Source organism: Paenibacillus silagei, from assembly GCF_017874735.1.
Lineage (GTDB): Bacteria > Bacillota > Bacilli > Paenibacillales > Paenibacillaceae > Paenibacillus_AQ > Paenibacillus_AQ silagei.
The window spans coordinates 22,606-42,809 of sequence record NZ_JAGGLV010000012.1 but is presented as its reverse complement, the minus strand read 5'-3'; the positions used below and the strand labels follow the sequence as shown (position 1 = coordinate 42,809).

20 protein-coding genes are annotated in these 20,204 nt (G+C 53.4%); 11 read left to right on the top strand and 9 right to left on the bottom strand.

Features of this window, described 5'->3' with window-relative positions; translation table 11 throughout:
* Nucleotides 1-6: 6 nt before the first annotated feature.
* The 3 genes from J2Z70_RS18230 to lacZ all read right to left on the bottom strand — a co-directional run bounded on the left by J2Z70_RS18230 (nucleotide 7) and on the right by lacZ (nucleotide 4,997).
* Nucleotides 7-981, bottom strand: a complete 975-nt coding sequence (locus J2Z70_RS18230; protein WP_209875647.1) for a phosphotransferase — start codon at nucleotides 979-981, stop codon at nucleotides 7-9.
* Between the two features lie 88 nt (nucleotides 982-1,069).
* On the bottom strand, nucleotides 1,070-1,615 hold the full coding sequence (locus J2Z70_RS18225) for a MerR family transcriptional regulator (protein ID WP_036729788.1): 546 nt from the start codon (nucleotides 1,613-1,615) through the stop codon (nucleotides 1,070-1,072).
* Between the two features lie 268 nt (nucleotides 1,616-1,883).
* On the bottom strand, nucleotides 1,884-4,997 hold the full coding sequence (gene lacZ, locus J2Z70_RS18220) for a beta-galactosidase, LacZ type (protein WP_209875645.1): 3,114 nt from the start codon (nucleotides 4,995-4,997) through the stop codon (nucleotides 1,884-1,886).
* A gap of 132 nt (nucleotides 4,998-5,129) precedes the next feature.
* Here lacZ and J2Z70_RS18215 point away from each other — a divergent pair, with 132 nt between their 5' ends.
* Entirely contained in the window at nucleotides 5,130-5,951 is an 822-nt protein-coding gene (locus tag J2Z70_RS18215; protein ID WP_209875643.1) for an AraC family transcriptional regulator, read from the top strand.
* Nucleotides 5,952-5,972: 21 nt separating this feature from the next.
* Here the strand turns inward: J2Z70_RS18215 and J2Z70_RS18210 are convergent, their stop codons facing one another.
* A complete protein-coding gene (locus J2Z70_RS18210; protein WP_245368335.1) occupies nucleotides 5,973-7,433 on the bottom strand; it encodes an alpha-L-fucosidase in 1,461 nt (486 codons plus the stop codon).
* Between the two features lie 120 nt (nucleotides 7,434-7,553).
* Here J2Z70_RS18210 and J2Z70_RS18205 point away from each other — a divergent pair, with 120 nt between their 5' ends.
* From J2Z70_RS18205 to J2Z70_RS18195, 3 genes are all read left to right on the top strand, one after another.
* Complete coding sequence (locus J2Z70_RS18205; protein WP_209875641.1) at nucleotides 7,554-8,387, top strand: AraC family transcriptional regulator; 834 nt, start codon at nucleotides 7,554-7,556, stop codon at nucleotides 8,385-8,387.
* Complete coding sequence (locus tag J2Z70_RS18200) at nucleotides 8,387-8,917, top strand: GNAT family N-acetyltransferase (RefSeq protein ID WP_342549288.1); 531 nt, start codon at nucleotides 8,387-8,389, stop codon at nucleotides 8,915-8,917. The genes J2Z70_RS18205 and J2Z70_RS18200 overlap by 1 nt, the downstream gene beginning before the upstream one ends.
* A 74-nt stretch (nucleotides 8,918-8,991) precedes the next feature.
* Nucleotides 8,992-9,897 carry a hypothetical protein gene (locus J2Z70_RS18195; RefSeq protein ID WP_209875639.1) on the top strand — a complete coding sequence of 302 codons (906 nt, stop codon included), beginning with the start codon at nucleotides 8,992-8,994 and terminating at the stop codon, nucleotides 9,895-9,897.
* A 128-nt stretch (nucleotides 9,898-10,025) separates the two neighbouring features.
* Here J2Z70_RS18195 and thiD read toward each other — a convergent pair whose 3' ends face one another.
* A complete protein-coding gene (gene thiD, locus J2Z70_RS18190; protein WP_036729773.1) occupies nucleotides 10,026-10,838 on the bottom strand; it encodes a bifunctional hydroxymethylpyrimidine kinase/phosphomethylpyrimidine kinase in 813 nt (270 codons plus the stop codon).
* A 185-nt stretch (nucleotides 10,839-11,023) separates the two neighbouring features.
* Here thiD and J2Z70_RS18185 point away from each other — a divergent pair, with 185 nt between their 5' ends.
* The gene (locus J2Z70_RS18185; RefSeq protein ID WP_209875637.1) at nucleotides 11,024-12,121 is read left to right on the top strand and encodes a glycosyltransferase family 2 protein; all 1,098 of its coding nucleotides are present in this window, start codon (nucleotides 11,024-11,026) and stop codon (nucleotides 12,119-12,121) included.
* 49 nt (nucleotides 12,122-12,170) lie between these two features.
* On the opposite strand, the gene J2Z70_RS18180 is transcribed toward J2Z70_RS18185, so the two are convergent.
* The gene (locus tag J2Z70_RS18180) at nucleotides 12,171-12,935 is read right to left on the bottom strand and encodes an SGNH/GDSL hydrolase family protein (RefSeq protein WP_209875635.1); all 765 of its coding nucleotides are present in this window, start codon (nucleotides 12,933-12,935) and stop codon (nucleotides 12,171-12,173) included.
* Nucleotides 12,936-13,115: 180 nt separating this feature from the next.
* On the opposite strand from J2Z70_RS18180, the gene J2Z70_RS18175 reads away from it, so the two are divergent.
* From J2Z70_RS18175 to J2Z70_RS18160, 4 genes are all read left to right on the top strand, one after another.
* Entirely contained in the window at nucleotides 13,116-13,520 is a 405-nt protein-coding gene (locus J2Z70_RS18175; protein WP_209875633.1) for a hypothetical protein, read from the top strand.
* 3 nt (nucleotides 13,521-13,523) lie between these two features.
* On the top strand, nucleotides 13,524-13,925 hold the full coding sequence (locus tag J2Z70_RS18170) for a hypothetical protein (protein ID WP_209875631.1): 402 nt from the start codon (nucleotides 13,524-13,526) through the stop codon (nucleotides 13,923-13,925).
* 169 nt (nucleotides 13,926-14,094) lie between these two features.
* Entirely contained in the window at nucleotides 14,095-14,466 is a 372-nt protein-coding gene (locus J2Z70_RS18165; RefSeq protein ID WP_209875629.1) for a hypothetical protein, read from the top strand.
* Between the two features lie 16 nt (nucleotides 14,467-14,482).
* Nucleotides 14,483-15,715: a beta propeller repeat protein gene (locus J2Z70_RS18160; RefSeq protein ID WP_209875627.1), complete on the top strand. Its 1,233-nt coding sequence runs from the start codon at nucleotides 14,483-14,485 to the stop codon at nucleotides 15,713-15,715.
* Between the two features lie 112 nt (nucleotides 15,716-15,827).
* On the opposite strand, the gene J2Z70_RS18155 is transcribed toward J2Z70_RS18160, so the two are convergent.
* Together J2Z70_RS18155 and J2Z70_RS18150 are read right to left on the bottom strand one after the other, a co-directional pair.
* Nucleotides 15,828-16,910: a glycosyltransferase family 4 protein gene (locus tag J2Z70_RS18155; protein ID WP_209875624.1), complete on the bottom strand. Its 1,083-nt coding sequence runs from the start codon at nucleotides 16,908-16,910 to the stop codon at nucleotides 15,828-15,830.
* A gap of 123 nt (nucleotides 16,911-17,033) precedes the next feature.
* A complete protein-coding gene (locus tag J2Z70_RS18150) occupies nucleotides 17,034-17,852 on the bottom strand; it encodes a sugar phosphate isomerase/epimerase family protein (protein WP_245368334.1) in 819 nt (272 codons plus the stop codon).
* Nucleotides 17,853-17,973: 121 nt separating this feature from the next.
* Between J2Z70_RS18150 and J2Z70_RS18145 the strand changes: the two genes are divergently transcribed.
* Together J2Z70_RS18145 and J2Z70_RS18140 are read left to right on the top strand one after the other, a co-directional pair.
* On the top strand, nucleotides 17,974-18,936 hold the full coding sequence (locus J2Z70_RS18145) for an acetylxylan esterase (protein WP_209875608.1): 963 nt from the start codon (nucleotides 17,974-17,976) through the stop codon (nucleotides 18,934-18,936).
* A gap of 111 nt (nucleotides 18,937-19,047) precedes the next feature.
* On the top strand, nucleotides 19,048-19,422 hold the full coding sequence (locus J2Z70_RS18140; protein WP_051493493.1) for a YkvA family protein: 375 nt from the start codon (nucleotides 19,048-19,050) through the stop codon (nucleotides 19,420-19,422).
* A gap of 353 nt (nucleotides 19,423-19,775) precedes the next feature.
* On the opposite strand, the gene J2Z70_RS18135 is transcribed toward J2Z70_RS18140, so the two are convergent.
* Entirely contained in the window at nucleotides 19,776-20,162 is a 387-nt protein-coding gene (locus J2Z70_RS18135; RefSeq protein ID WP_209875606.1) for a winged helix-turn-helix transcriptional regulator, read from the bottom strand.
* Nucleotides 20,163-20,204 lie beyond the last annotated feature (42 nt).

Sequence of the window (20,204 nt, the reverse complement as noted above, 5' to 3'; positions counted from 1 at the left end):
TATCTCTCAGATCCCGGTAAAAATATCATTCAAGCGGTCCCAGTTGGCCGCGATCCAATGATTCTCCTGACGGAAGCGGACGAGCGGAGGGAATTCATCCTGCTGAGGCACAGCGATCCATTCGGCTTCCTTCCACCAGGTTAATTTAAGCGACCGGATGAGTGTACTTGCGGGCAAGGGGGTATATTCACGGTAGCCCGTCACGAAGGCCCGTACCCGGTCCTGCCCGATTCCGTCCTCAGATAACGCGCAGGAGAGGATCGGCCGGGCTATATCGAACTCCGGGTAGACAAAATGCAGCCGGTCGAAGTCAAGGATCGCCGCCACCTGATCTGCGCTGAACAGCATATTATCCACGAACAGGTCCCGGTGCCCCCAGCCCCGTTCGCAGTCCGCGAAGATGCCAGTGTCCATCCGGTCGATGATCCTCCGCTGAAGCTCAAGCGCCGATAGAGTATCCTCGCTCTGCCGGGCGGCGGCCTGATGATAGCGTGCCTCCCAGTTTCTCACCATTGACGCCTTACTGCGGACCTCCCAGTACAGCGGCAACGAAGCAGGCTGAGCGTTAAGTAACTTGTGCATCCGGCCGACCACCCTGCCCAACGAATACATCTGCTGCTCCGTGGCCGATCCGGGGGCAATACTGTGCCCGTCACACAGGGTCATCAGGACATAACGTTCCTGTGAAGGCGTTCTCAATACATAATTTCCCTCATGCGAAAATAGCTTCGGAACAGGAAGGCCTTCCAGGTACAGATGATCCTGATGGCTTAAGGAGACCTCCAGTCCGAGGGTGAGGGCTTCAGGGTAACGGACCTTGCTGTACTGTTTCACAAACAGACGGCCTTGATCACTGTCCAGCCTCCACTTCAGATTCAGGAAGCCCTGATCGATCTGGACCGCTTCAGTGACATGCAACCCGAATCTTTGTGTCATGGAGTCAAGGATCTCATCCCGGATTCTTGCGGCGGTGTCTGACATACAATATCTCCTCACCGGGGTAATATAGGGGCTGGGTTAGCGAAGTGTTCACACTAGTGTAATCTCTGTAAGGCTGAAAGAGATAGGGTTACAGGAATGGAAAAAAAGAGCGCAATAGACCTCGCTTCCTTGGTGGAGACGTCAGCCTGCCAGCGGCAACCGGATAAAGCTCTTCACGCGGGGAGAGGGATGGACTGCCGGGCTTCTGCATCGTTTCCAGCGATGCGGATAATTCCTTAATCATTACTCGCATATCCTCAAGCTCTGCACGCTGCTGGAGCAGCTGTACCGAAACGATCTCGCTCGCTTTTTGATCTAGTGCATGTTCAATATACTCGATCCGGGACCATATTTTATTCATAGGATCACCGTCTGTATATAGGCTTGGATTCTCATGCAGCGGGCCCCTTGGCAGCTTGTCGTTCGTAAGATCCGGATCTATGCCTTCCAGTGCTTCCCCCTGATTAATACGGTCTTTAATATGATTGAGCTGGCTGATTTGCTGCTCCGAGAAGGTATAATGTCCAAGACGGTCCTTTGGAAAGAAATCGGGGAACATGGCCGCCCAGCGTTTGATCGTAGTCTGGCTAACGGACAGCAGCTCCGCAGCTTCCTTAGTTTTCAGAATTTCCATTTCAATCCCTCCAGTGTAGTAGTCTTCTATGAGTAATTCGTTATTCTTCGGCGGCTCCCTGCACAGGTGACAAAGGAAGTGCTGATTCGCCAAGCAAAGTGGTATTACGACTATTCTTGCTCTCTAGAGAGCAGTGCAATACTTACATTACGGAGGTAGAATCTATAAAAAAGAAAAAGCTTTCCATAACCCCTTCCGGGTAATTATGAAAAGCTATCTTCAGATCGTTACAGACATTGTGCTGAGCTGTCTTAAGGGAGAAGGCGGTTTATAGCAGGGAGAGCTTGAACTTGAAGGTATACGGACGGTTGGCAGGTAAAGTGAACTGTTCATGGGTTGGCGCACCCCAGCTGTCATCGCCGCCCACGCCCATTTGCTTGTAATTGACACGCAGCACGGTCTTGTCAGAAGCTGGCAGCTTGTAGCCGTGGTCGCTGGCTTCAAGCTCTGCCGGAGACCAAGGCAGCGCATTGACTTCAAGCGGTACGGCCCCTTCCACGGATAATCCGTGTCCTTCGCTTCCTGCGGTGACGGAAGCATACCGGACATCGGTCTTGTTGCCGCACTCCTGAGGGCGGAGATAATTCGTGAACTGCTCACTGACCTTGCCTGTGTAGAGTCCCAGCGGAGCTCCGGCCTTACGGTCCCAATAGTTCTCATGCGGCCCGCGGCCATACCAGAGAATCGTGTCCAGGCTGCTGTCCAGCTCGAAGACCATCCCGAATTCCGGGATCTCCGGCAGGGTGCTGCTGCCCGGGTTAAGCTCCTGTACAATCTCGACCGAACCATCCGTACGAATCTCGTAATGAACACGCAGGGTGGACTGCGGCTGCGTACCCAGCAGATAGTCAGCGGTCACGAAGCCGAGGCCCCCTTCCACACGACAGCTGAAACGGGCCAGCTGACGCTCGTAGGACGCTTCCTTCCAGATCGCACAGCGCTCAGGATGCTTGTTGCCCAGATCATTGTCGGTTACAGCTCTCCAGAAGTTAGGTCTGACCGGTGCGTGCAGAACTTCCTTCCCGGAGGACTTCAGCGAGACAAGCGCGCCGGTTGCTGTCTCGAAGGCAAGCGCGAATCCGTTGCCCTCGAAGTTCACGAAGCCATCCTGTTCCTTCACTTGCAGGGTGCCGCCCGAAAGTTCCGGGTTACGGGACGGAATATACGGGGTTAACACGAACTGTTCCCAGGCAACTTCATGCGTGGCCTCAGACCAGGCGGTTGCGTCCTCTTGAACGAACGACACCGTAAGTACAGCTTCCTTGTCAGATTCCAGCAGCGCTGAATCCAGCGGAACCGTGAAGCTGACCGCTTCACCAGGCGCTGCGGAGAGCGGCAATTGTCCTTCCTGGGCCGCTACGCCGTTCAGCGCCAGCGTCCATCTCAGCTGATAGTCTGCCAGATCCGTGAACAGGAAGTTGTTGCGGGCCTCGAAGCTCCCGCTCTTCAGATCCAGTGCGGTGATGGTGATATTCTGATAGCATTTCTTCACCTCGTAGAGCTTAGGCGTCACGCTGCGGTCCGCGAACAGCAGCCCGTTGCCGCTGAAGTTGCCGTCATGCGGCTTCTCTCCGAAATCCCCGCCGTAAGCCAGATAAGACACGCCTTCAGGAGTGGTTGTACGGATCGCCTGATCCACCCAGTCCCAGATGAATCCGCCCTGAATGCTGTCATATTTGTCGAACAGCTCCGTGTACAGATGCAGGCCGCCGCAGGAGTTGCCCATGGCATGGCTGTATTCACATAGAATGTACGGCTTCTTCGGATTGCTGAGAGCGTACTCCACGACTTCATCCGGCTTGATGTACATCGTCGATTCAATATCGCTGGCCGCGTCCGAAGGTCTGTAATGATAAGTGCCTTCATAATGCACCGGACGGGTCGGGTCAGCTTGCTTCAAGTGGTCATACATGGCCAGGAAGTTATCGCCGCCGAAGGATTCGTTGCCAAGCGACCAGATAATGACGGACGTGTGGTTCTTGTCGCGCTGCATCATGGAGTTACAGCGGTCAATGACGTTCGCGCGCCATTCCGGGCGGCTGCCGGGAACGTTCCCCTCATGCAGCTCCTTCTGCCCGTATTGCCAGGAGCCATGTGTCTCCAGGTTCGTCTCGTCAATCACATAGAGACCATATTCGTCGCACAGCTCGTACCATACCGGTTGATTCGGATAGTGGGAGGTCCGCACGGCATTGATATTGTGCAGCTTCATCAGCTTAATGTCGGTGATCATATCTTCCTTGGAGAGCGCACGGCCGGTATCGCAGGAGAATTCATGGCGGTTCGTTCCCTTGAATACAATCCGTTTGCCGTTAATCTTCATCAGGCCGTCCCGGATCTCGAAGGTCCGGAAGCCTGTCTTGCAGCTGAGCGCTTCCAGCAGCTGTCCCTGATCGTCCTTCACCGAAATCAGCAGGGTGTAGAGGTTAGGCTTCTCCGCGCTCCATTTCAGCGGGTTCTTTACGGCTGCGGACAGCTTAAGCAGCTGAGTTCCTTCTTGTTCAAAAGCAAATCCGGATGACACCGGCGCTGCCCATACCGGCTGCTGCTTGCTGTCGTAGAGCTGTACTTCAACGGTGTGTGCCCCGATGACCCGGTTATAATAGTTCTCCAAAGTCAGGTCGACCTGCAGCTCCGCATCGGTGAAGCTCTTGTCCAGCTCGGTGCGGACGAAGAAGTCGGCTACCCGTACTGGAGGCGCAGTGTAGAGATAGACATCGCGGAAAATTCCGCTCAGACGCCAGAAGTCCTGATCTTCCAGCCAGCTTGCATCACACCAGCGGTAGACTTCAACGGCCAGCTTGTTCTCGCCGGGAAGCAGGTAGGCGGTGATATCGAATTCTGACGGTGTGAAGGTATCCTCAGAGTATCCGGCAAGTTCGCCGTTCACCCATACATAGAAGGCGGATTCCACACCCTGGAAGCTGAGGAATACCGGCTGTCCGTCCCAATCCTGCGGAACGCTGAAAGAACGGATATAGGAGCCTACCGGATTGTATACCGTCGGAGCGAAGGGAGGCTTCAGATCCGGCTCGGATACTTCCCAAGGATAGCGTACATTGGTGTATTGGGGATAATCATATCCCTGGAACTGCCAGTGGGAAGGGACGGCGATATCTGCCCAGCCGGCAGCGTCGTATCCGGCCTTATAGAAGTCCTTGATCCGTGCATCCGGTGTCTCGGCAAACGCGAATTTCCATGTTCCGTTCAGCGTCTGGTAACGGGATGAGGACGCTTTATCCCCTTGCAGAGCGTCGGCTGCTGCCGGGAAGGACATCATGGAGGCGTGGGCATCTATACGGTTCAGTTGAAAAATCTCAGGATTATTGTTCCATTCGGGATATCCGTTGGCAGGCTGCTGATATGAGAGTTTGTTGCGCAAGTTAACATCTCCTTATATTGTTATATTCATATTATAGAATGGGAAATGTTCTGGGTATATATAATGATTTTGTTTAGATATAATAGAATATGAAACTAAGTGATGTCAGATTGCATCTGGAGGGAGGCTGCTATGGACAGTACGATGATCTTTTGCGAAATGGAAGATATGCTTCTGCTGCCCCTGTATCCCATGACCATCGGGTATTGGGAGCATCAGGGGGAGATGTCCCGGCCTGCGGGCTTCCCGGATTATCAGCTGCACCAGGTCCTCGGCGGCAAGGGTGAAGTGAATATCAAGGGGAAATCCTATATTGCCGAGGCGGGCGATATCTTCTGTCTCTACCCGGATGTGCCCCACTCTTATACGCCGCTTACCCGTGAATGGGAGCTGGCCTGGATCTCCTTCAACGGAAGAGAAGCAGCCCAGATGCTGCTCTACGCCGGAATACGGGAGTCCGGGGTGGGACGTCTCAGAGCAGAATCCATCCTTGCTCCGCTTGAGGAGATGCTTACGCTCTCCTGCGGCAATGAGCTTCAGGACAACATGGAGCGTTCCAAGCTGCTGTATGCGCTGCTGCTCGATCTGAAGCGCAGCCTGCTTCCGGACTCGAATGAGGACAATGAGCTTGCGCGGATGAAGCCGGTCCTGCAATATATTGAGCTTCACCTGCACCGCCCGCTGCTGCTGAAGGAGCTGGCCGAAGTGGCGTCAGTCTCGCCGCAGTATCTGTGCCGGCTGTTCCAGCGGACGGTCCGTGAACGGCCGGTGGCCTATATTAACAAGCAGCGGATCAACCGGAGCAAGCAGCTGATGTTCAGCAGCCGGGGCCAGCGGATCTATGAAATCGCCCAGCGGGCAGGCTTCGAGAATGTCAGCTATTTCTGCGCCGTCTTCAAACGGATTACCGGCATGCAGCCGGAAGAGTGGAGAGGACTGCACGGATTGGACTAGAGGAGCGGCTTCAGAGATAGCTCACGCCAGCTCCAGCTTGAACACAACCGGCAAGGCGCTTGTGACCGCAGTGGTACGGATCGTTAAGGCCTCAGTATCCCGTTCCCAGGCCGGCTGCTCGCTGAATCCGAGGACTGTAACGTCCCTCAGGATTCCCTCGAAGCAGGGGGATTTCTCCCGGAGCGACTGGATGCGCACGATACCATCTTCCGGGTACACCAGGACGGTTGCATACAGGCAGCTACCCTTCACGGTGAAGCGGATGTCTTCCGGTGTGAACGTTTTGGCCTGGCCATCAGTGAATTGTCCTTCTTCAATACGTGTAGGCCCTTCACCAAATATGCGCCAGAAGGAGGTATCATAGATCGCTTCTCCGTTTGTTCCCAGCCAGCTGCCGATGGCCGTCAGAATTGCCTGATCCTCCTCTGCGAAGCTGCCATCGGCCTTGGGCCCCACGTTCAGGAGCAGATTGCCGTTCTTGCTGACGATATCGACCAGGTCGCGGATGATTTCTGCGGCGGATTTGTAATCGTTATTCTCCGTATAACACCAGGAATTACGTGCTGCCGCCGTATCTGTCTGCCAGAAGAAGGGCTTCAGCTCGGCGAATTGCCCGCGCTCGACATCGGGGACCGCACTGCCGAACATGAAGGCATCATGCTTATAATTAATAGCTGCCGGCATTCCGCGCTCTGCCGCGCGATTGTAGTAGTAGGCCGCGAACTTTTGCAGATAGGGCCGGAAGGCCGCATTCTCAATCCACCAGTCGAAGTAAAAAATCTTGGGCTGGTACTGATCGACCAGCTCGCAGCAGCGGATCAGCCAGTCCTCCAGATACTCCCCGGACGGGGGAGAACCATAGGGATCATGATGATCCGGTTCCGGCATAGCCGGCCAGTAGAAGTCGCCGCGGACAAGCGGCTCGCGGATATCGGAGTCGAACGCCTTGCCGTGGGACATGAAGAACCAGTGCTCCGCACGGTGGGAGGAGACGCCCAGCTCCAGCCCCTGCTCTTCGAAGGCCGCCTTCAGCTCGCCGAGAATATCCCGCCCGGGACCCATGTCATAAGTGTTATAATGAGAGACAGCGCTTTTATACATCTGGAAGCCGTCATGGTGTTCCGCCACGGGAATGACATATCTGGCGCCGGAGGCCTTGAATAGTGCAGCCCACCCGCCCGGATCGAATTGCTTCGCAGTGAACAGGGGAATGAAGTCCTTGTACCCGAACTCCTTGTGGTTCCCGTAGACTGCCAGATGATGCTCATATTCTTTCGTGCCCTGAATGTACATATTGCGTGAATACCATTCATTGCTGAAGGCCGGAACCGAATACAGCCCCCAGTGAATGAAGATCCCGAATTTGGCCTGGCGGTACCACTGCGGCACCTCATAAGCGCTTAGCGACTCCCAATTCGCCTTGTAAGGGCCGTTCTTAATCGTCTCGTCAATAACCTGCAGATAATCAGTTGTGTTCATCATGCGCCAGTCATCTCCCTTTGTATGAGGTAATACCTTCATTGTACCGGGCGGCAGGACAGGTAAGAATGTACGGCACTAACTTTTTGATGTACAAAAATAACCTTTAAGGCGGTCTGTCCCATGGACTCCCATACTCTGCTTACCAGCTACCTGGCCAATCTCAAGGTTGACCTGATCGTAGCAGACTATAACGAATGCTCTACGGACTGGAGGGATCTGGACTATACTCCGGATTACAGCAAGTTTTATTTCATAATCGGGGGAGAAGGCTGGCTGAAGATCGGGGATAAGGAGTATTATCCGAAGCCGGGTGAGCTGATTCTAATGCCGGAGGGTGTGAAGCAATCCTATGCCTGCATCAGCGAACGTCCCTTTCTCAAATACTGGTGTCATTTCAGTGCCAAGGTCGGGGAGATGAACCTGTTCCGTGTGCTTGAGCTGAGTCATGTCTGTATTCCTGAGAATCCCGCTGCGGTTGAGGCGGCGTTCAAGGGGATCACCGATAGTGCCAGATCTGATGCGGTCTACGCCCCGCTGCTGGCGAGAAGCAAGCTGCTTGAGCTGATGTCTTATTACATGATGAATCTCAAGCTGGATGAGCTGTCTTATAAGAATCTCGGGGCGGCCCGGAAGCTGACGGCTGTCCTGGATTATATCGCGGAGAATATCGAGCAGAATATGACCATTCATGATCTTGCCGAGATTGCATACATGCACCCGAACTACTTCATGCGCCTGTTCAAGCAGCAGATCGGCGTGCCCCCCATCCAGTACATTACCCGGCAAAAGATTGAAAAGGCCAAAGAGCTGCTGACCACCACCTCCGGTTCGGTCAGTGCGATTGCCGACCAGCTCGGCTTCGGCGATCTGTTCTATTTCTCCAAGCAGTTCAAGAAGCATGCCGGGCTTACGCCCACCGAATTCAGGAAACACAAGAGCGGAGGGATGATATAGTGATTCTGGAACAGAGCAGAGGTTATCAGATCCGGTTAATGGATGAGCAGGCGGCCAGGGAGATTGTTAATTGGAGATACGAGACGCCATATGCCCTGTACAATATGCTGGATGCGGCTGATGACGCAGAGGATATCGAGGAGCTGCTGGACGGCTCTTATTTCAGTGTAGCTGCGGCGGACGGAGCGTTGATCGGGTTCTTCTGTTACGGACAGAACGCGCAGGTGGGGGAAGGGATAGAGAGCGGACTCTACCTGGAGGGAACTTCCCTCGATATCGGCTTGGGGCTAAGACCGGATCTGACCGGGCAGGGCCGTGGACTGGCCTTCCTGCAAGCGGGGATGAAGTTTGCAGAGCAGACGTATGACGCGAAGAGATTCAGATTGTCGGTGGCTGCCTTCAACCTGAGGGCAGTTAGCGTGTATAAGAAGGCAGGCTTCGTACTCCTGCATAGCTTCGTACACCAGCACGGGGACAGCGAAATGGAGTTCCTGCTGATGGAGACCCGGGACATTGCTGCCCGCCTATAGCGCGAGTGGAGAATTCAGGGTGAAGTCTGTTAATATAGAACTACGGCATCATCCATATCAAAGGAGAATTCAATGTGAACGAGAACCTGAAGCAAGCGTATGTACAGTTAGGATTACCTGAAACCGTAACCAGAGAGGAACTGAACAAGCGGTTCGATCTGCTCCTGAAGCGAAGACGCGCCCTGACCACAGAGGAGGAGATAGCAGCCTACGAAGCGGATTTCCGGGCGTACAAGCTGATTCTTGATACCTGGGATGAGCAGGAGATCCAGAAGGCTGAAGATGAGCGGCTTGCCAAGTATGGACGCTTCTCCGGTACGGCAAGCAAGTGGGAGACCTTCATGCGGCTATACCGGACACATGTGATCCTCGGCATTATCGGGCTGCTGGTAGTGATTTTTGGCGGGAAGGCGCTCTATGACAATTATCAGCATAGACAATATCTAGCTTCTCTACCGCCAGTAGATGCTAAGATTATGTTCATCGGCAGCTTCGGAGTCACGGATACCAGCGGCAAGACCGAGGAGCTGGAGAAGGCGATCATCGCGGCTTATCCGGAATGGAAACGGGTGGAGACGGTGATGACTTATCTGCCCAGAACGGGCGAAGGCTCTGACTCACTGGATATGAATTATATGCAAAAGGCTGTTGTGGAGCTGGCGGCGAACCGGCCGGATATCCTCATTCTGGATGAGGCCACCGTCAAGTGGATCGGCGGACAGACCGGATTCCAGAATCTGGAGCCGATCACAGCGGACGGGAAGCTTGCCGCTGACGATACCCGCATGCAGTGGGGAGTCAACGAGGACACGGGCAAGAATGAGCTGTATGGTGTAGATATTCTGAAATCTCCGTTCATCTCAGAGCTGCCTATCAATTATAATGCGAAATCCATCATTATCGGTGTCCTGAATGACAAGGACAAGGATAAGATGCTGGCGTTCGTGAAGCATATTGCGGAGGAGCCGCCCGTTAAGTAAGCAGGAATTGGATCTAAATTCCTTTTGAAAAAACAACAAAAACCTCTCTTCTATGGCTGGTTACACCGCCATCATGAAGAGAGGTTTTTGTCTGCTGGTTGTTAGCTTGCTTGATTACCCGTTCAGCCTTACTGCTCCAGACGGTAGCCCCCATGGAATACAGGACCGACATACTCATTGAACGCATAGCCATTGCGGATGGCGGCGGATACGAAATCCTTCGCCTTCACCACAGCATCCTTCACCGACAAGCCGTTAGCCAGTCCGCCGGTAATCGCTGCGGCGAAGGTGCATCCCGCTCCATGGTTGTGGGCAGGCTCGATCTTCGCAGTCTCCAGGACGAGGTATTCGCTGCCGTCGAAGAAGATATCAATCGCCTTGTCGCCGCCCAGCGCCTTGCCGCCCTTGACGACAACATTCTGGGTGCCGAGCTGATGGATCAGGCGGGCAGCTTCCTTCATCTGATCAAGCGTAGTCAGCTTGCCGAGACCCGAGAGCACTCCGGCTTCGAACAGATTCGGAGTAGCCACCGTAGCCAGCGGCAGCAGCAGATCGCGGATGGCATCTGCACTCTCCGGGTTCAGTACTTCATCCTCGCCTTTGCATACCATAACCGGATCGATCACGACATTGGTCTGCTTGTTGCTCTTCAGGGCCTGTTCAGTAACCTTAACAATGTCCACACTACCGAGCATACCGGTCTTCATGGCATCCACAGGACCGCCGGCGAAGATCGTCTTAAGCTGTTCGGCAACGATGGCAGCATCGACAGGGTATACATTATGATGCCAGCCCCGGTCAGGGTCCATCGTTACAATGGTAGTCAGGGCACTAAGGCCGTAAGTACCGTATTCCTCAAAGGTTTTGAGGTCTGCCTGAATGCCTGCGCCTCCGCTGGAGTCACTGCCGGCAATGGTTAATGTCTTAATGATTTTTGACAAAGGTAACGTCCCCTTCTTGTATATGAATAGTATGCTGCTTATTATAACAAAAATCATCGGCTTAGTCCGCAAAAAAAGTATAAGCTCCAAAAACGCCCCGCAGCCCTTGGGTGAGAGCAAGGGTTCCCGCTCTGCTGTACTGCATATCATGATAGTCTAGTGGATTTTGTATTCAGGAGGCTGCCATGATTGAGATCAGTTTATGTATGATTGTCCGCAATGAGGAGAAGAGCCTGTCCCGCTGCCTGGCTTCTGTGAAAGGGCTGGTCGATGAGATCATTATTGTGGATACGGGATCGGCAGACCGCACCAAGGACATTGCCGCTGCCTTTGGAGCCGTAATTTATGATTTTACCTGGATTGACGATTTCTCTGCTGCCCGTAATTTCGCCTTCAGCAAGGCGACCCGGAACTATATCTTCTGGCTGGATGCGGACGACTATCTGAAAGAAGAGGATCAGGTGCTGTTCAAGGAGCTGAAGTCTTCGCTGCCGGGACAGGTGGACAGTGTGAATATGCAGTATAATCTCGCTTTTGACGGGGAAGGGAGAGTGACGGCCTCCTTGCGGCGCAACCGGCTGGTCCGCCGGGCTTGCGGGTTCAAGTGGATCGGTCCGGTGCATGAATATCTGGAGGTGTACGGCCCATCGCTGGCAAGTACCGTCTGTGTTACCCATGAGAAGGATAAGGCGTACACGGACCGTAATCTGCGGATCTACCGCAGACGGGAAGCTGAAGGCGAGAGCTTCTCTGCGCGCGATCAATATTATTACGCCAATGAGCTGCGCGACCACGGAATTCACCGGGAGGCCTGCCGGTATTACGAGCTGTTCCTCAGCGGCGGGCAGGGCTGGATTGAAGATAATATTCAGGCCTGCCTGCGGCTGGCCGAATGCCTGGAAGCGCTGGGGGACAAGGAAGCGGCCTTCACTGCGGTCACCCGCACGCTGCAATATGATGCCCCGCGTGCCGAAGGCTGCTGCCGGCTGGGGGCCTGGCATCTGGAGAAGGGCCAGCTTCATCCGGCCATCTACTGGTTTGAGCTTGCTATTCAGCTGCCCGGACAGGCGGAGTCCATGGGGATGAAGAATGAGGCCTTCGCCACCTGGATTCCGAATCTGCAGCTTGCGCTATGCTATGACCGGCTGGGCCAGCATGAGCGGGCCAACCGCTATAATGAGACTGCGTTGCTTCATTCCCCCAGCCATCCCAGCATGCTGTATAACCGGAATTACTTCCAGAAGCTACTGGGCGACAAGTATGTCTCCTTGCAGCAGCCTTGAACACATAACAAGCGCTCCCCTGCCGAGGCTGGGGAGCGCTTGTTATTGTCTACGGATGTCCAGGCATTGCCGCAGGCTCCAGCAGCAGCTGGGGCTCACTCATGCGGATGAATTCCAGCACCTTGTCGTAGATAATCCGGTGGCCCTCCCGGTTGGGGTGGATGCCGTCCCGGCAGATGAACTTGGTGTAATCCGGCTGCTGCAGGAAGGCGCCCCGGACATCGATAATCTTGGTCCTGGTGCTCTCGGCGACCTTGAGGATAGCGGAGTTATAACGCTCCTGCCACCAGTAGATTTTGGTGACGCTGCCGAGGAACTTCATAATGTTCACTTCGGAATCGGGATTGTTGCCGCTGACCCACTTGAAGTAGTTGTCCGCATTCAGCGGAGGCAGACTCATCAGGATTGGCGTGATCCCCTGGTTCTTCAGGAAATGAATCATATCAGCCAGCATCCGCTCGAAGGCCGGAAAATCCGTCTTAGGACTATGCTCTGCCTCGGGATTGCTCGCAATCTCACTCCAGTGGTAGTCACAATCATTGCCGCCGTATTCAATCAGCACCACATCCGGCTTCTCCTTCAGGACATCCCGCTTCAGATTACCGAAGCCCTTCATCAGCGTATTGCCGAATCTGGCAGTATTACGCATAGCTCCCTTGAGCTTGCCCTGAAGCATGGATACATAATTATCCTCCAGAATGACATATTTGCTTCGGGTCTCGTCATACACAACGCCCTTGGAGATAGAATCCCCGCTGACCATATATTTGAACTGAGCTCCCATGGACTCTTGCTGCTCCTCATTCCTGTTCATGCTCCCGCCTCCGATAACCCTAGTATATATACAATCAGTGTAAACCATACGTGCAGCCGTGCCTATGTATAGATGTCATGGGTTCTTAGAGGGATGTAATCTCCTGTTGTTAGTCCAGTCAGCAGACTGAATTCCCCATAGAATAATGGAGAGTGAATTTGTTACCAGGAGGCCAAGTTAATGACGCAAATTATTGATTTCAGCAGAAGTGCAATCACCAGCTTCAGTCAATCGATCACTATACCTGTTCCCCTGTCTCCCTCCAGCTATACGCTGACCGAATTCGGGCTTGCCACAGTACAGGGCGGGAGTGTCCTGCTCAATGCCACGATTGGTGTTCAGACTACACTGGGCAATCCCAATCTGCTGCTCACCATCCTGCGTTCGGGAACACCCGTGTTTACCCTGCTCGCAACGGCACCCGGCGAGAGCCAGTATACTCCGCTAAGTCTCTCTTATGTGGATCTTAACTTTCCGTCAGGATATTTCGCTTATACCTTGACGATTTCACAAGTGAACTCCTCTACACTGAACTCTGCCAATCTGACTGGTCCCGTAGATTTCTCGGGACTCTCTCTGGTGTAAGCTATGGCAGCTATCGTTGATTTTGGTAAAAGTGTCCCGTCCAGCTTCAGTCAATCCGCTTCATTCCCCGTAAGGAGGCTGCCTAACAGTACGATTCTGGGACAGTTCGGAGTATCCGTCGGGACGAACGGACTGGTCTTGCTTGATGCGACGGTTGGCCTGTACAACAATACACCCAATGCTTCGGATCTGATTTTTACCATCGTACGGAATGCGGTGCAGATCTTCACGGCAAGATCCAGCCCAAGGAGCGGCAATAGCTATGAAGCCATTCGTCTATCCTTTACAGACAGCGGTATTCCGTCAGGTTATTACGGCTATGCTCTTGTTGTGTCCGCCACTGGAACGGGGAGCCCGCCGGTGATCATCGGCCCGTTGGTATTCTCGGGCTTGTCCGTCTCTTAACCTGACGCCGGGGAGCGACACTCTCCGGTTTTTTTCTGCACACCGATAGAATTATTATTCGCTCATTGGACAAATAAAGAGATACATATACATGGAATTGGAGGCGTCAGCAGCAGGGAAGGGGGAGAAGACACCGATTAAGTAGGAAGAAGGAAGGAGCACGGAATTTATGCCCTATACAACGGGAGCGGTCTATAATCCGCCTGCCGGAACGTCACATATCGACCGGATTCAAATTTCCTGCCTGAATGATTCTATTATCGTAGCGATTAATATCAACTTGCAGATCTTTCATTTCCTAGGTAACAATTTTACGCGGGTCCCCGTAGGCGAAGCTTTATTTCAAGTGAATCCCCAGCAGCTGGTGGTGCAGACGTATTCGGTAAATGCTGCGAACTACTACGAAGCCCAAATTAACTTTTACAGCGCGGTGAACACCATTGTAAATGTGTTTGCACTAGATGCTGCAGGCAACAGTATCGGGCAAATTCTTCAACCAGAACTTACATACATTGACCGGTTGACTATCATTAATACTTGAAACGGGGTGATGTCTGTTGGCGAACGTCAACGTTACAGCGGGACTGCCAGGAAACCATTTTGAGCCGTCGGTTGCCGTAAATGAGCTGGACCCTAACATTCTGTGTGCGGTAGCGGTGGATTCCAGTACCGGAACAGCTCTGACCGGATTCTACCGGTCCGTGGACGGCGGGGCCACGTGGTCATCCACAATTTTGCCGCAGGCGCCGGGCTTCATGAGCGCGGAAGCGCCGACCATTGATTACACCTTTCCCGATACCTTTATCATCGCCGTCCATTTTTTTAACGAATTTGAAGACGGGACGATTGCAACGTACACTACCTTTGACAACGGACTGACGTTCAATCCCCCTGTTATCGTTCAGCGGGGCTACGGTCTGTACGTCCATAATGACGAACCCTTTCTTGCTGTAGACCGTTCACCGTCCAGCCCTTACCGGGGCAATGCATACGTAGGCTATACCCCGCTGTTCTATTCGGGAACGAATGCGGCAATCTTTTTCCAGCGTTCCGTGGATCAGGGACTTAGCTGGGAGCCGGCGCAGCGTATTTCTGATCCCCGGGGGGATCTGGAACGGGCTGCACTTATTGTCGGACTGGCGGGTGAGGTCTATGTGGGATATATCCAGCTTGGCTCTGGCCCTAAGTATGCCTATATCCGTGTCTCCCAGGACGGGGGAGTCAGCTTCAATCCTCCGGTCACCCGGGGAGCGACCTTTTTGGCGAGTACTGTTCCCGTGCCCAGCCCGCTGCCTGTTCCGAATTATAACTTCCGTGTACAGACGAATCTAGCACTTGGAGCAGACATCTCGGATGGGCCCTTTGCGGGTTTTGTCTATGCGGTGTGGAATGATTTCCGGCTGGGTTATGCCGATATCTTCTTCTCGCGTTCCCCGGACGGCTTGCTGTGGTCCCAGCCGGTGAGCATTACAGGGGCTCCGCCCGGATCACAGAATTTCTCGCCCTCGATCACAGTGTCGCCTACAACAGGGACGGTGCGTGTAATCTATTATACGAACAGGCTCGACGGCTTCCTGCTGGATGTATTTGTAGCAGAGTCCATTAACAGCGGCTTGTCCTTTGCCAACCGGAGGGTGTCGGATGTATCCACGAACCCGAACGGCAATTCTCCCATTCCTACTGCGCTGATTGGTGATTATATTACTGCGGCTACCATTTTCCCCGATACGCTGGCTGCCGTATGGAATGATACGCGGCTGAACAAGCAGGATGTTATTTTCGGCAATTGAGAGAGCAGGGAATGGGTTATTCTTATAAAAACAGGTCCAGCTGGTTTCTCCAAGCCGGGCCTGTTTTGACTTACTATTCTACGCGTCTATCATTTTTGTTCTTCGGAGCTGCCTACCCGTTCTCTGCAAAAGGGAGATCGAAGCGCGTATTGACCACGGCGCTCTCCTTTAAAAAGGCGGTTATCTTCCGTTCCATGATTTTGACACTGTTCTCCCAGGTCCATGATCTTGAATCGGTCTCACCGCGCTCGGCGATCCGGTTCCGGAGTACAGGATCTTGAATGAGCCGGATCACATCCGCGGCAAGCCGGTTCTCATACCGGTAGGACAACAGGCAGTTCTCCTCATGGCGGGCATATTCCAGATTTCCTCCCGAATACACGGAGACCAACGCCGCCCCGCAGCGCATCGCCTCCAGCCCGGGCAACGAGCCGGTGTCAAAAATGCTGGAGCTGACAAAAATATCAGCACCGTTATAGTGATAGCATAGCTCCTCGTCATTGAGCGGCGTGAAGAAGCGGTATTTGCCGCTGTTCATCATCCTTTTTAGCGAATCGGAGGTGAAGCATTCATCCGGCGGACTGATGAAATTGATATTGACCCACGGGAAGTTCTGCTTCACGATATCCAGCTGATTCACCAGGTAATCCTGCTCGCGGTGCCAGGAGAAGCCGTGCTCCACCTTGCGCAGGATCGCTGTAATGTTCAGCTGTTCCTGAAGCTCCTTACGGATGTTCATGTTTCGGAATGAAGCACTGATCCCTACCGGTACAATGCTTCCGCTGATTCCGTGACCCAGCCTAATCAACTCCTGCTGCCATCTGGAGAGGACGATCAGCTTATCAGTAATATGATAGGAGGGGAAGGATATCTCGCTCTCCGGCAGAAAAAGAGGTTCATAGCACAAGGAGAGGCGGATATGCATACCTTTGCCGTTCAGGCTGGCTGCCTGTGAGACCGGAACCGTAGTGTAGAAGTTGGAGACGATGATATCACTGACGGGGAAATCGGATTCGCGAAGCAGCGGGTAGTCGGTAATCAGCAGAGTGGAACGGACGTCATAGGAAACATCCCCTCCCAGCGGCATGACAATCACAACCTGGTGGCCCCGGGCACTAAGACCGTTCGTAAGCTCCACGAGCATGCGTTGTGCCCCGCCATGGCTTAAGGTAAGAATGGGGAAAGTGAACCGCATCTGTGATCCCTTCCTTTCTGCACCATCGCCCTGCAAAAATGCGATAGGTATACTATTTTATTCAGTGAAAAGCGAAAAGTACCGCTTAGCGGTACTTTTGGAGGAAATGGGGTTATGGCCGGATTATAACGATTTGCGCAGATTACGCAGCAGATTCACAGTGTCCCGGATCTCCAGGCTGGTGACATCCTCCAGCGAGACATCGATCATCGGCTTATGCGCCTCAAGCTTGTTCAGGAACTCAGCGGTGTGGAACAGTCCGGCTCCGGGAGCGCCGTGACGAATGCGTCCGCCGTCCTCATAGATTCCTTTGAGATGGGCGAGGATGATCCGGTCGCCGAACAGGCTGAAGGATTGATCGACGATCTCATCCTGGAGATGAACCTCTTCACCGATCAGGTTGCATGGGTCGAATACGACTCCGATGGAGCTTGAAGGCACCTCGTCGAGGATACGCCGCATTTTGGCCGGAGAGGACAGGGTATGAGTGCTTACGCCCTCGAGACCTAGGAATACGCCCCATTTCTCCGCCTCCTCTGCCAGCTCCTCGATTGTTACCTTAAGGGCATCCCAGCCGATCTCCTCATAGCGGTAAGGGTCGATTTCCTGGAAGGTCGTAAATGCCCCCGTCTCCGTAGCGACCATAGGTGCGCCGAACTGGCGGGCGTAGCGCAGATGCTCCTTGAAGCGGTCAATCTCCGACCGGCGGACCGCAGGATCGGGGTGAATCGGATTAATGTAGCAGCCAAGCACACCGATGCGGATACCGGCCCTGTCGAATTGCTCGCCGATGTATGAGGCCAGTCCAGGACTAAGCTTGCCGGGGGAGAGGTCAATGTCCTGTACGGCTTTGGATAAGGCGAGCTGTACGAAGTCAATATTGTAGGTCTGAAGAGCGGCGGTCAATTCCTTAAGCGGCAGGCAGCCGGCAGTGTGTGCCAACGTTCCGTAACGAATAATAAACAACTCCTTTGGAATTCTATGAATTTATATCTATAATATTAATGACGCTTACATAGACATGCAAGGTTTTAAGAATGCATGCAACACAGGAGGAATTGAGATGAATGCAATAGAGATGCGTAAGCAAGAGCTGGAGAACTGCCGTCCAGAGCCTACACTGGACCGGGAGACGATTGATGAATTCTGGAATGATCTGCTCGCGGAAGATGAAGAGCAGCCGCTGGATGTGAGCATCACCCCTGAAGATACCCCCTATCCGGGCATGAAGGTGAGCAAGGTCAGCTATATGAGCTATGGGGAGACTACGATCAATGCCTGGTATATCCAGCCTGCCGGTGATACGGACGGCATGGGAGACCGGCCGTGTGTTGTGACCTTTCCAGGTTACACCGGTGACCGGGGATATCCCGAGCGTTACGCAGATTTCTTGCTGCTTGGATACACAGTACTGGCCGTAGATGTTCGTGGTCAGCTTGGAGAGACCGGCAATCTGCTGCCGCAAGAGCACGGGATTGTCAGAGGCTGGATTACCCAGGGGCTGCTGGAGAAGGAGCAGTCCTACTATCTGGCGTTAGCCATAGATACCGTACGGGCTATAGAGACGGCAGCACAGCTGCCGGGGGTTGATCCGGCACGTATTGCGATTACAGGAGCCAGCCAGGGCGGAGGGATCGCTCTGTTGGCTGGAGCGCTCAGCCGCCGCGTGGCTGCGGTAGCCGCAGATATTCCTAATCTGTGCCGGCTGGATTTCGGGGTGCTGAATTCCACCAGTTCACTTACTGAGATCGCGGAATACCTGAAGCGCTATCCGGAGCATCTGGAGCGTGTGTTTGAGAATCTGGCCTTTTTCGATATCGTCAATCTGGCTCACCGCTTCACCGTCCCTGTTCAGATGTCCGTAGGCTGGAAGGATACGGTATGTATGCCGGAGACGATCTATGCCGCGTATAACCGGATAGAATCACCTAAGGAGATTATGGATTATCCGTTCTCCGGGCATGAGGTGAGCGAATTCCAGCGCAGACAGACGGCGTTGTTCTTCCAGGAGCATCTGGGCTCCTAAGTGAAGCATTATAAGCCACAGTGATTAGCCGCAAGGGAATGATGTGAAGATATAGTAAGGGTTGGCGCGAGGCCATATATAGGCAGTCTAATCACCGGGAGGGAACTACGGATGGACAATCAGACAGGTAAGCTGCCGGCAGGAGTATTGGTGGAGAGCTTTGAGTATGATAAGAAGAATGAGGAGCTTGTGAAGAAGAGCTTCTGGAGCAAAACCAGGAAAGCCGCCGGTAAAATTCCCTTCACCAGAGAAGCGATAGCCATGTACTACTGTGCTATGGATGCCAAAACACCGCTATGGGCGAAAGGGATTGCTTTTGGAGCGCTGGCGTATTTCATTTCCCCGATCGATGCTATTCCCGATGCGCTGATCGGCCTGGGCTTCACAGACGATGCTGCCGTCATGGCGGCGGGCATCCGGGCTATTGCCGGACAGGTCAAGGAGGAGCATAAGCAGAAGGCGGAGGAGTTTTTCGAAGATTCATAATAGGCTGGAAAACGGCCCCTTTTTTTAAGCAGGATTAACGTGAGTACTTGGGTGGACGCTGCGTGAACGAACCGTTGTTCCAATCGCTGTGGTCGTAAGAATTTTTTTCATTCCCCTTAGCGGTGAAAATCCGGAGACCAAGGCGACCGCTGACGCTTTTACACAATCGTTTCGTCCTCTCCGCTGTTTAAGTGGGATACGAAAATACATTTTTTCAACAAAAACAGAAAGCAGCGGTTCTCCAATATGAGAGAATCGCTGCTTTTTTAACATTTGAATCCTTTGAAACATCTGAGATCTGACTCGTCTATAGAATATCTACTTTGAGACAGTCCCTATTCTGCTATGCCCCGTTACACTCCGGTGTCAATAGTTGGACGCTCTGAAGTCTGCTGCTTCGCCTGGTACTCCAGACCCCAATCTCTCATCAGCTTGATGATCGGAATCAGAGACCGGCCGAAATCAGTCAAGGAGTACTCGACCTTGGGCGGCACCTGATGATAGACCTCACGGTGTACGACGCCATCCTCCTCCAGCTCGCGGAGCTGCAGGGTCAGCATGCGCTGGGTGATGCTGGGGCAGATGCGGCGGAATTCGTTGAACCGGACTGTGGAATCCATCATATGGTACAACAGCACACCCTTCCATTTGCCGCCGATAACATCGAGGGTGAATTCTACAGGACAAGCAAAGGCATTGCCATCAGGGCAAGTGCCGAAACCGCCTTTACGGTTGCGCATCACTGAACACGCTCCTTAGTATCATTTTGTATACTACATCAC

Excerpts from the sequence above, each read along its gene's own strand:
- J2Z70_RS18225 (WP_036729788.1), bottom strand. The coding sequence starts at position 1,615 with ATGGAAATTCTGAAAACTAAGGAAGCTGCGGAGCTGCTGTCCGTTAGC.
- J2Z70_RS18205 (WP_209875641.1), top strand. The coding sequence starts at position 7,554 with ATGGACTCCCATACTCTGCTTACCAGCTACCTGGCCAATCTCAAGGTT.
- J2Z70_RS18145 (WP_209875608.1), top strand. The coding sequence starts at position 17,974 with ATGAATGCAATAGAGATGCGTAAGCAAGAGCTGGAGAACTGCCGTCCA.
- J2Z70_RS18170 (WP_209875631.1), top strand. The coding sequence starts at position 13,524 with ATGGCAGCTATCGTTGATTTTGGTAAAAGTGTCCCGTCCAGCTTCAGT.
- J2Z70_RS18165 (WP_209875629.1), top strand. The coding sequence starts at position 14,095 with ATGCCCTATACAACGGGAGCGGTCTATAATCCGCCTGCCGGAACGTCA.
- J2Z70_RS18230 (WP_209875647.1), bottom strand. The coding sequence starts at position 981 with ATGTCAGACACCGCCGCAAGAATCCGGGATGAGATCCTTGACTCCATG.
- J2Z70_RS18210 (WP_245368335.1), bottom strand. The coding sequence starts at position 7,433 with ATGATGAACACAACTGATTATCTGCAGGTTATTGACGAGACGATTAAG.
- J2Z70_RS18180 (WP_209875635.1), bottom strand. The coding sequence starts at position 12,935 with ATGAACAGGAATGAGGAGCAGCAAGAGTCCATGGGAGCTCAGTTCAAA.
- J2Z70_RS18215 (WP_209875643.1), top strand. The coding sequence starts at position 5,130 with ATGGACAGTACGATGATCTTTTGCGAAATGGAAGATATGCTTCTGCTG.
- J2Z70_RS18135 (WP_209875606.1), bottom strand. The coding sequence starts at position 20,162 with ATGCGCAACCGTAAAGGCGGTTTCGGCACTTGCCCTGATGGCAATGCC.
- J2Z70_RS18155 (WP_209875624.1), bottom strand. The coding sequence starts at position 16,910 with ATGCGGTTCACTTTCCCCATTCTTACCTTAAGCCATGGCGGGGCACAA.
- J2Z70_RS18140 (WP_051493493.1), top strand. The coding sequence starts at position 19,048 with ATGGACAATCAGACAGGTAAGCTGCCGGCAGGAGTATTGGTGGAGAGC.
- J2Z70_RS18175 (WP_209875633.1), top strand. The coding sequence starts at position 13,116 with ATGACGCAAATTATTGATTTCAGCAGAAGTGCAATCACCAGCTTCAGT.
- J2Z70_RS18185 (WP_209875637.1), top strand. The coding sequence starts at position 11,024 with ATGATTGAGATCAGTTTATGTATGATTGTCCGCAATGAGGAGAAGAGC.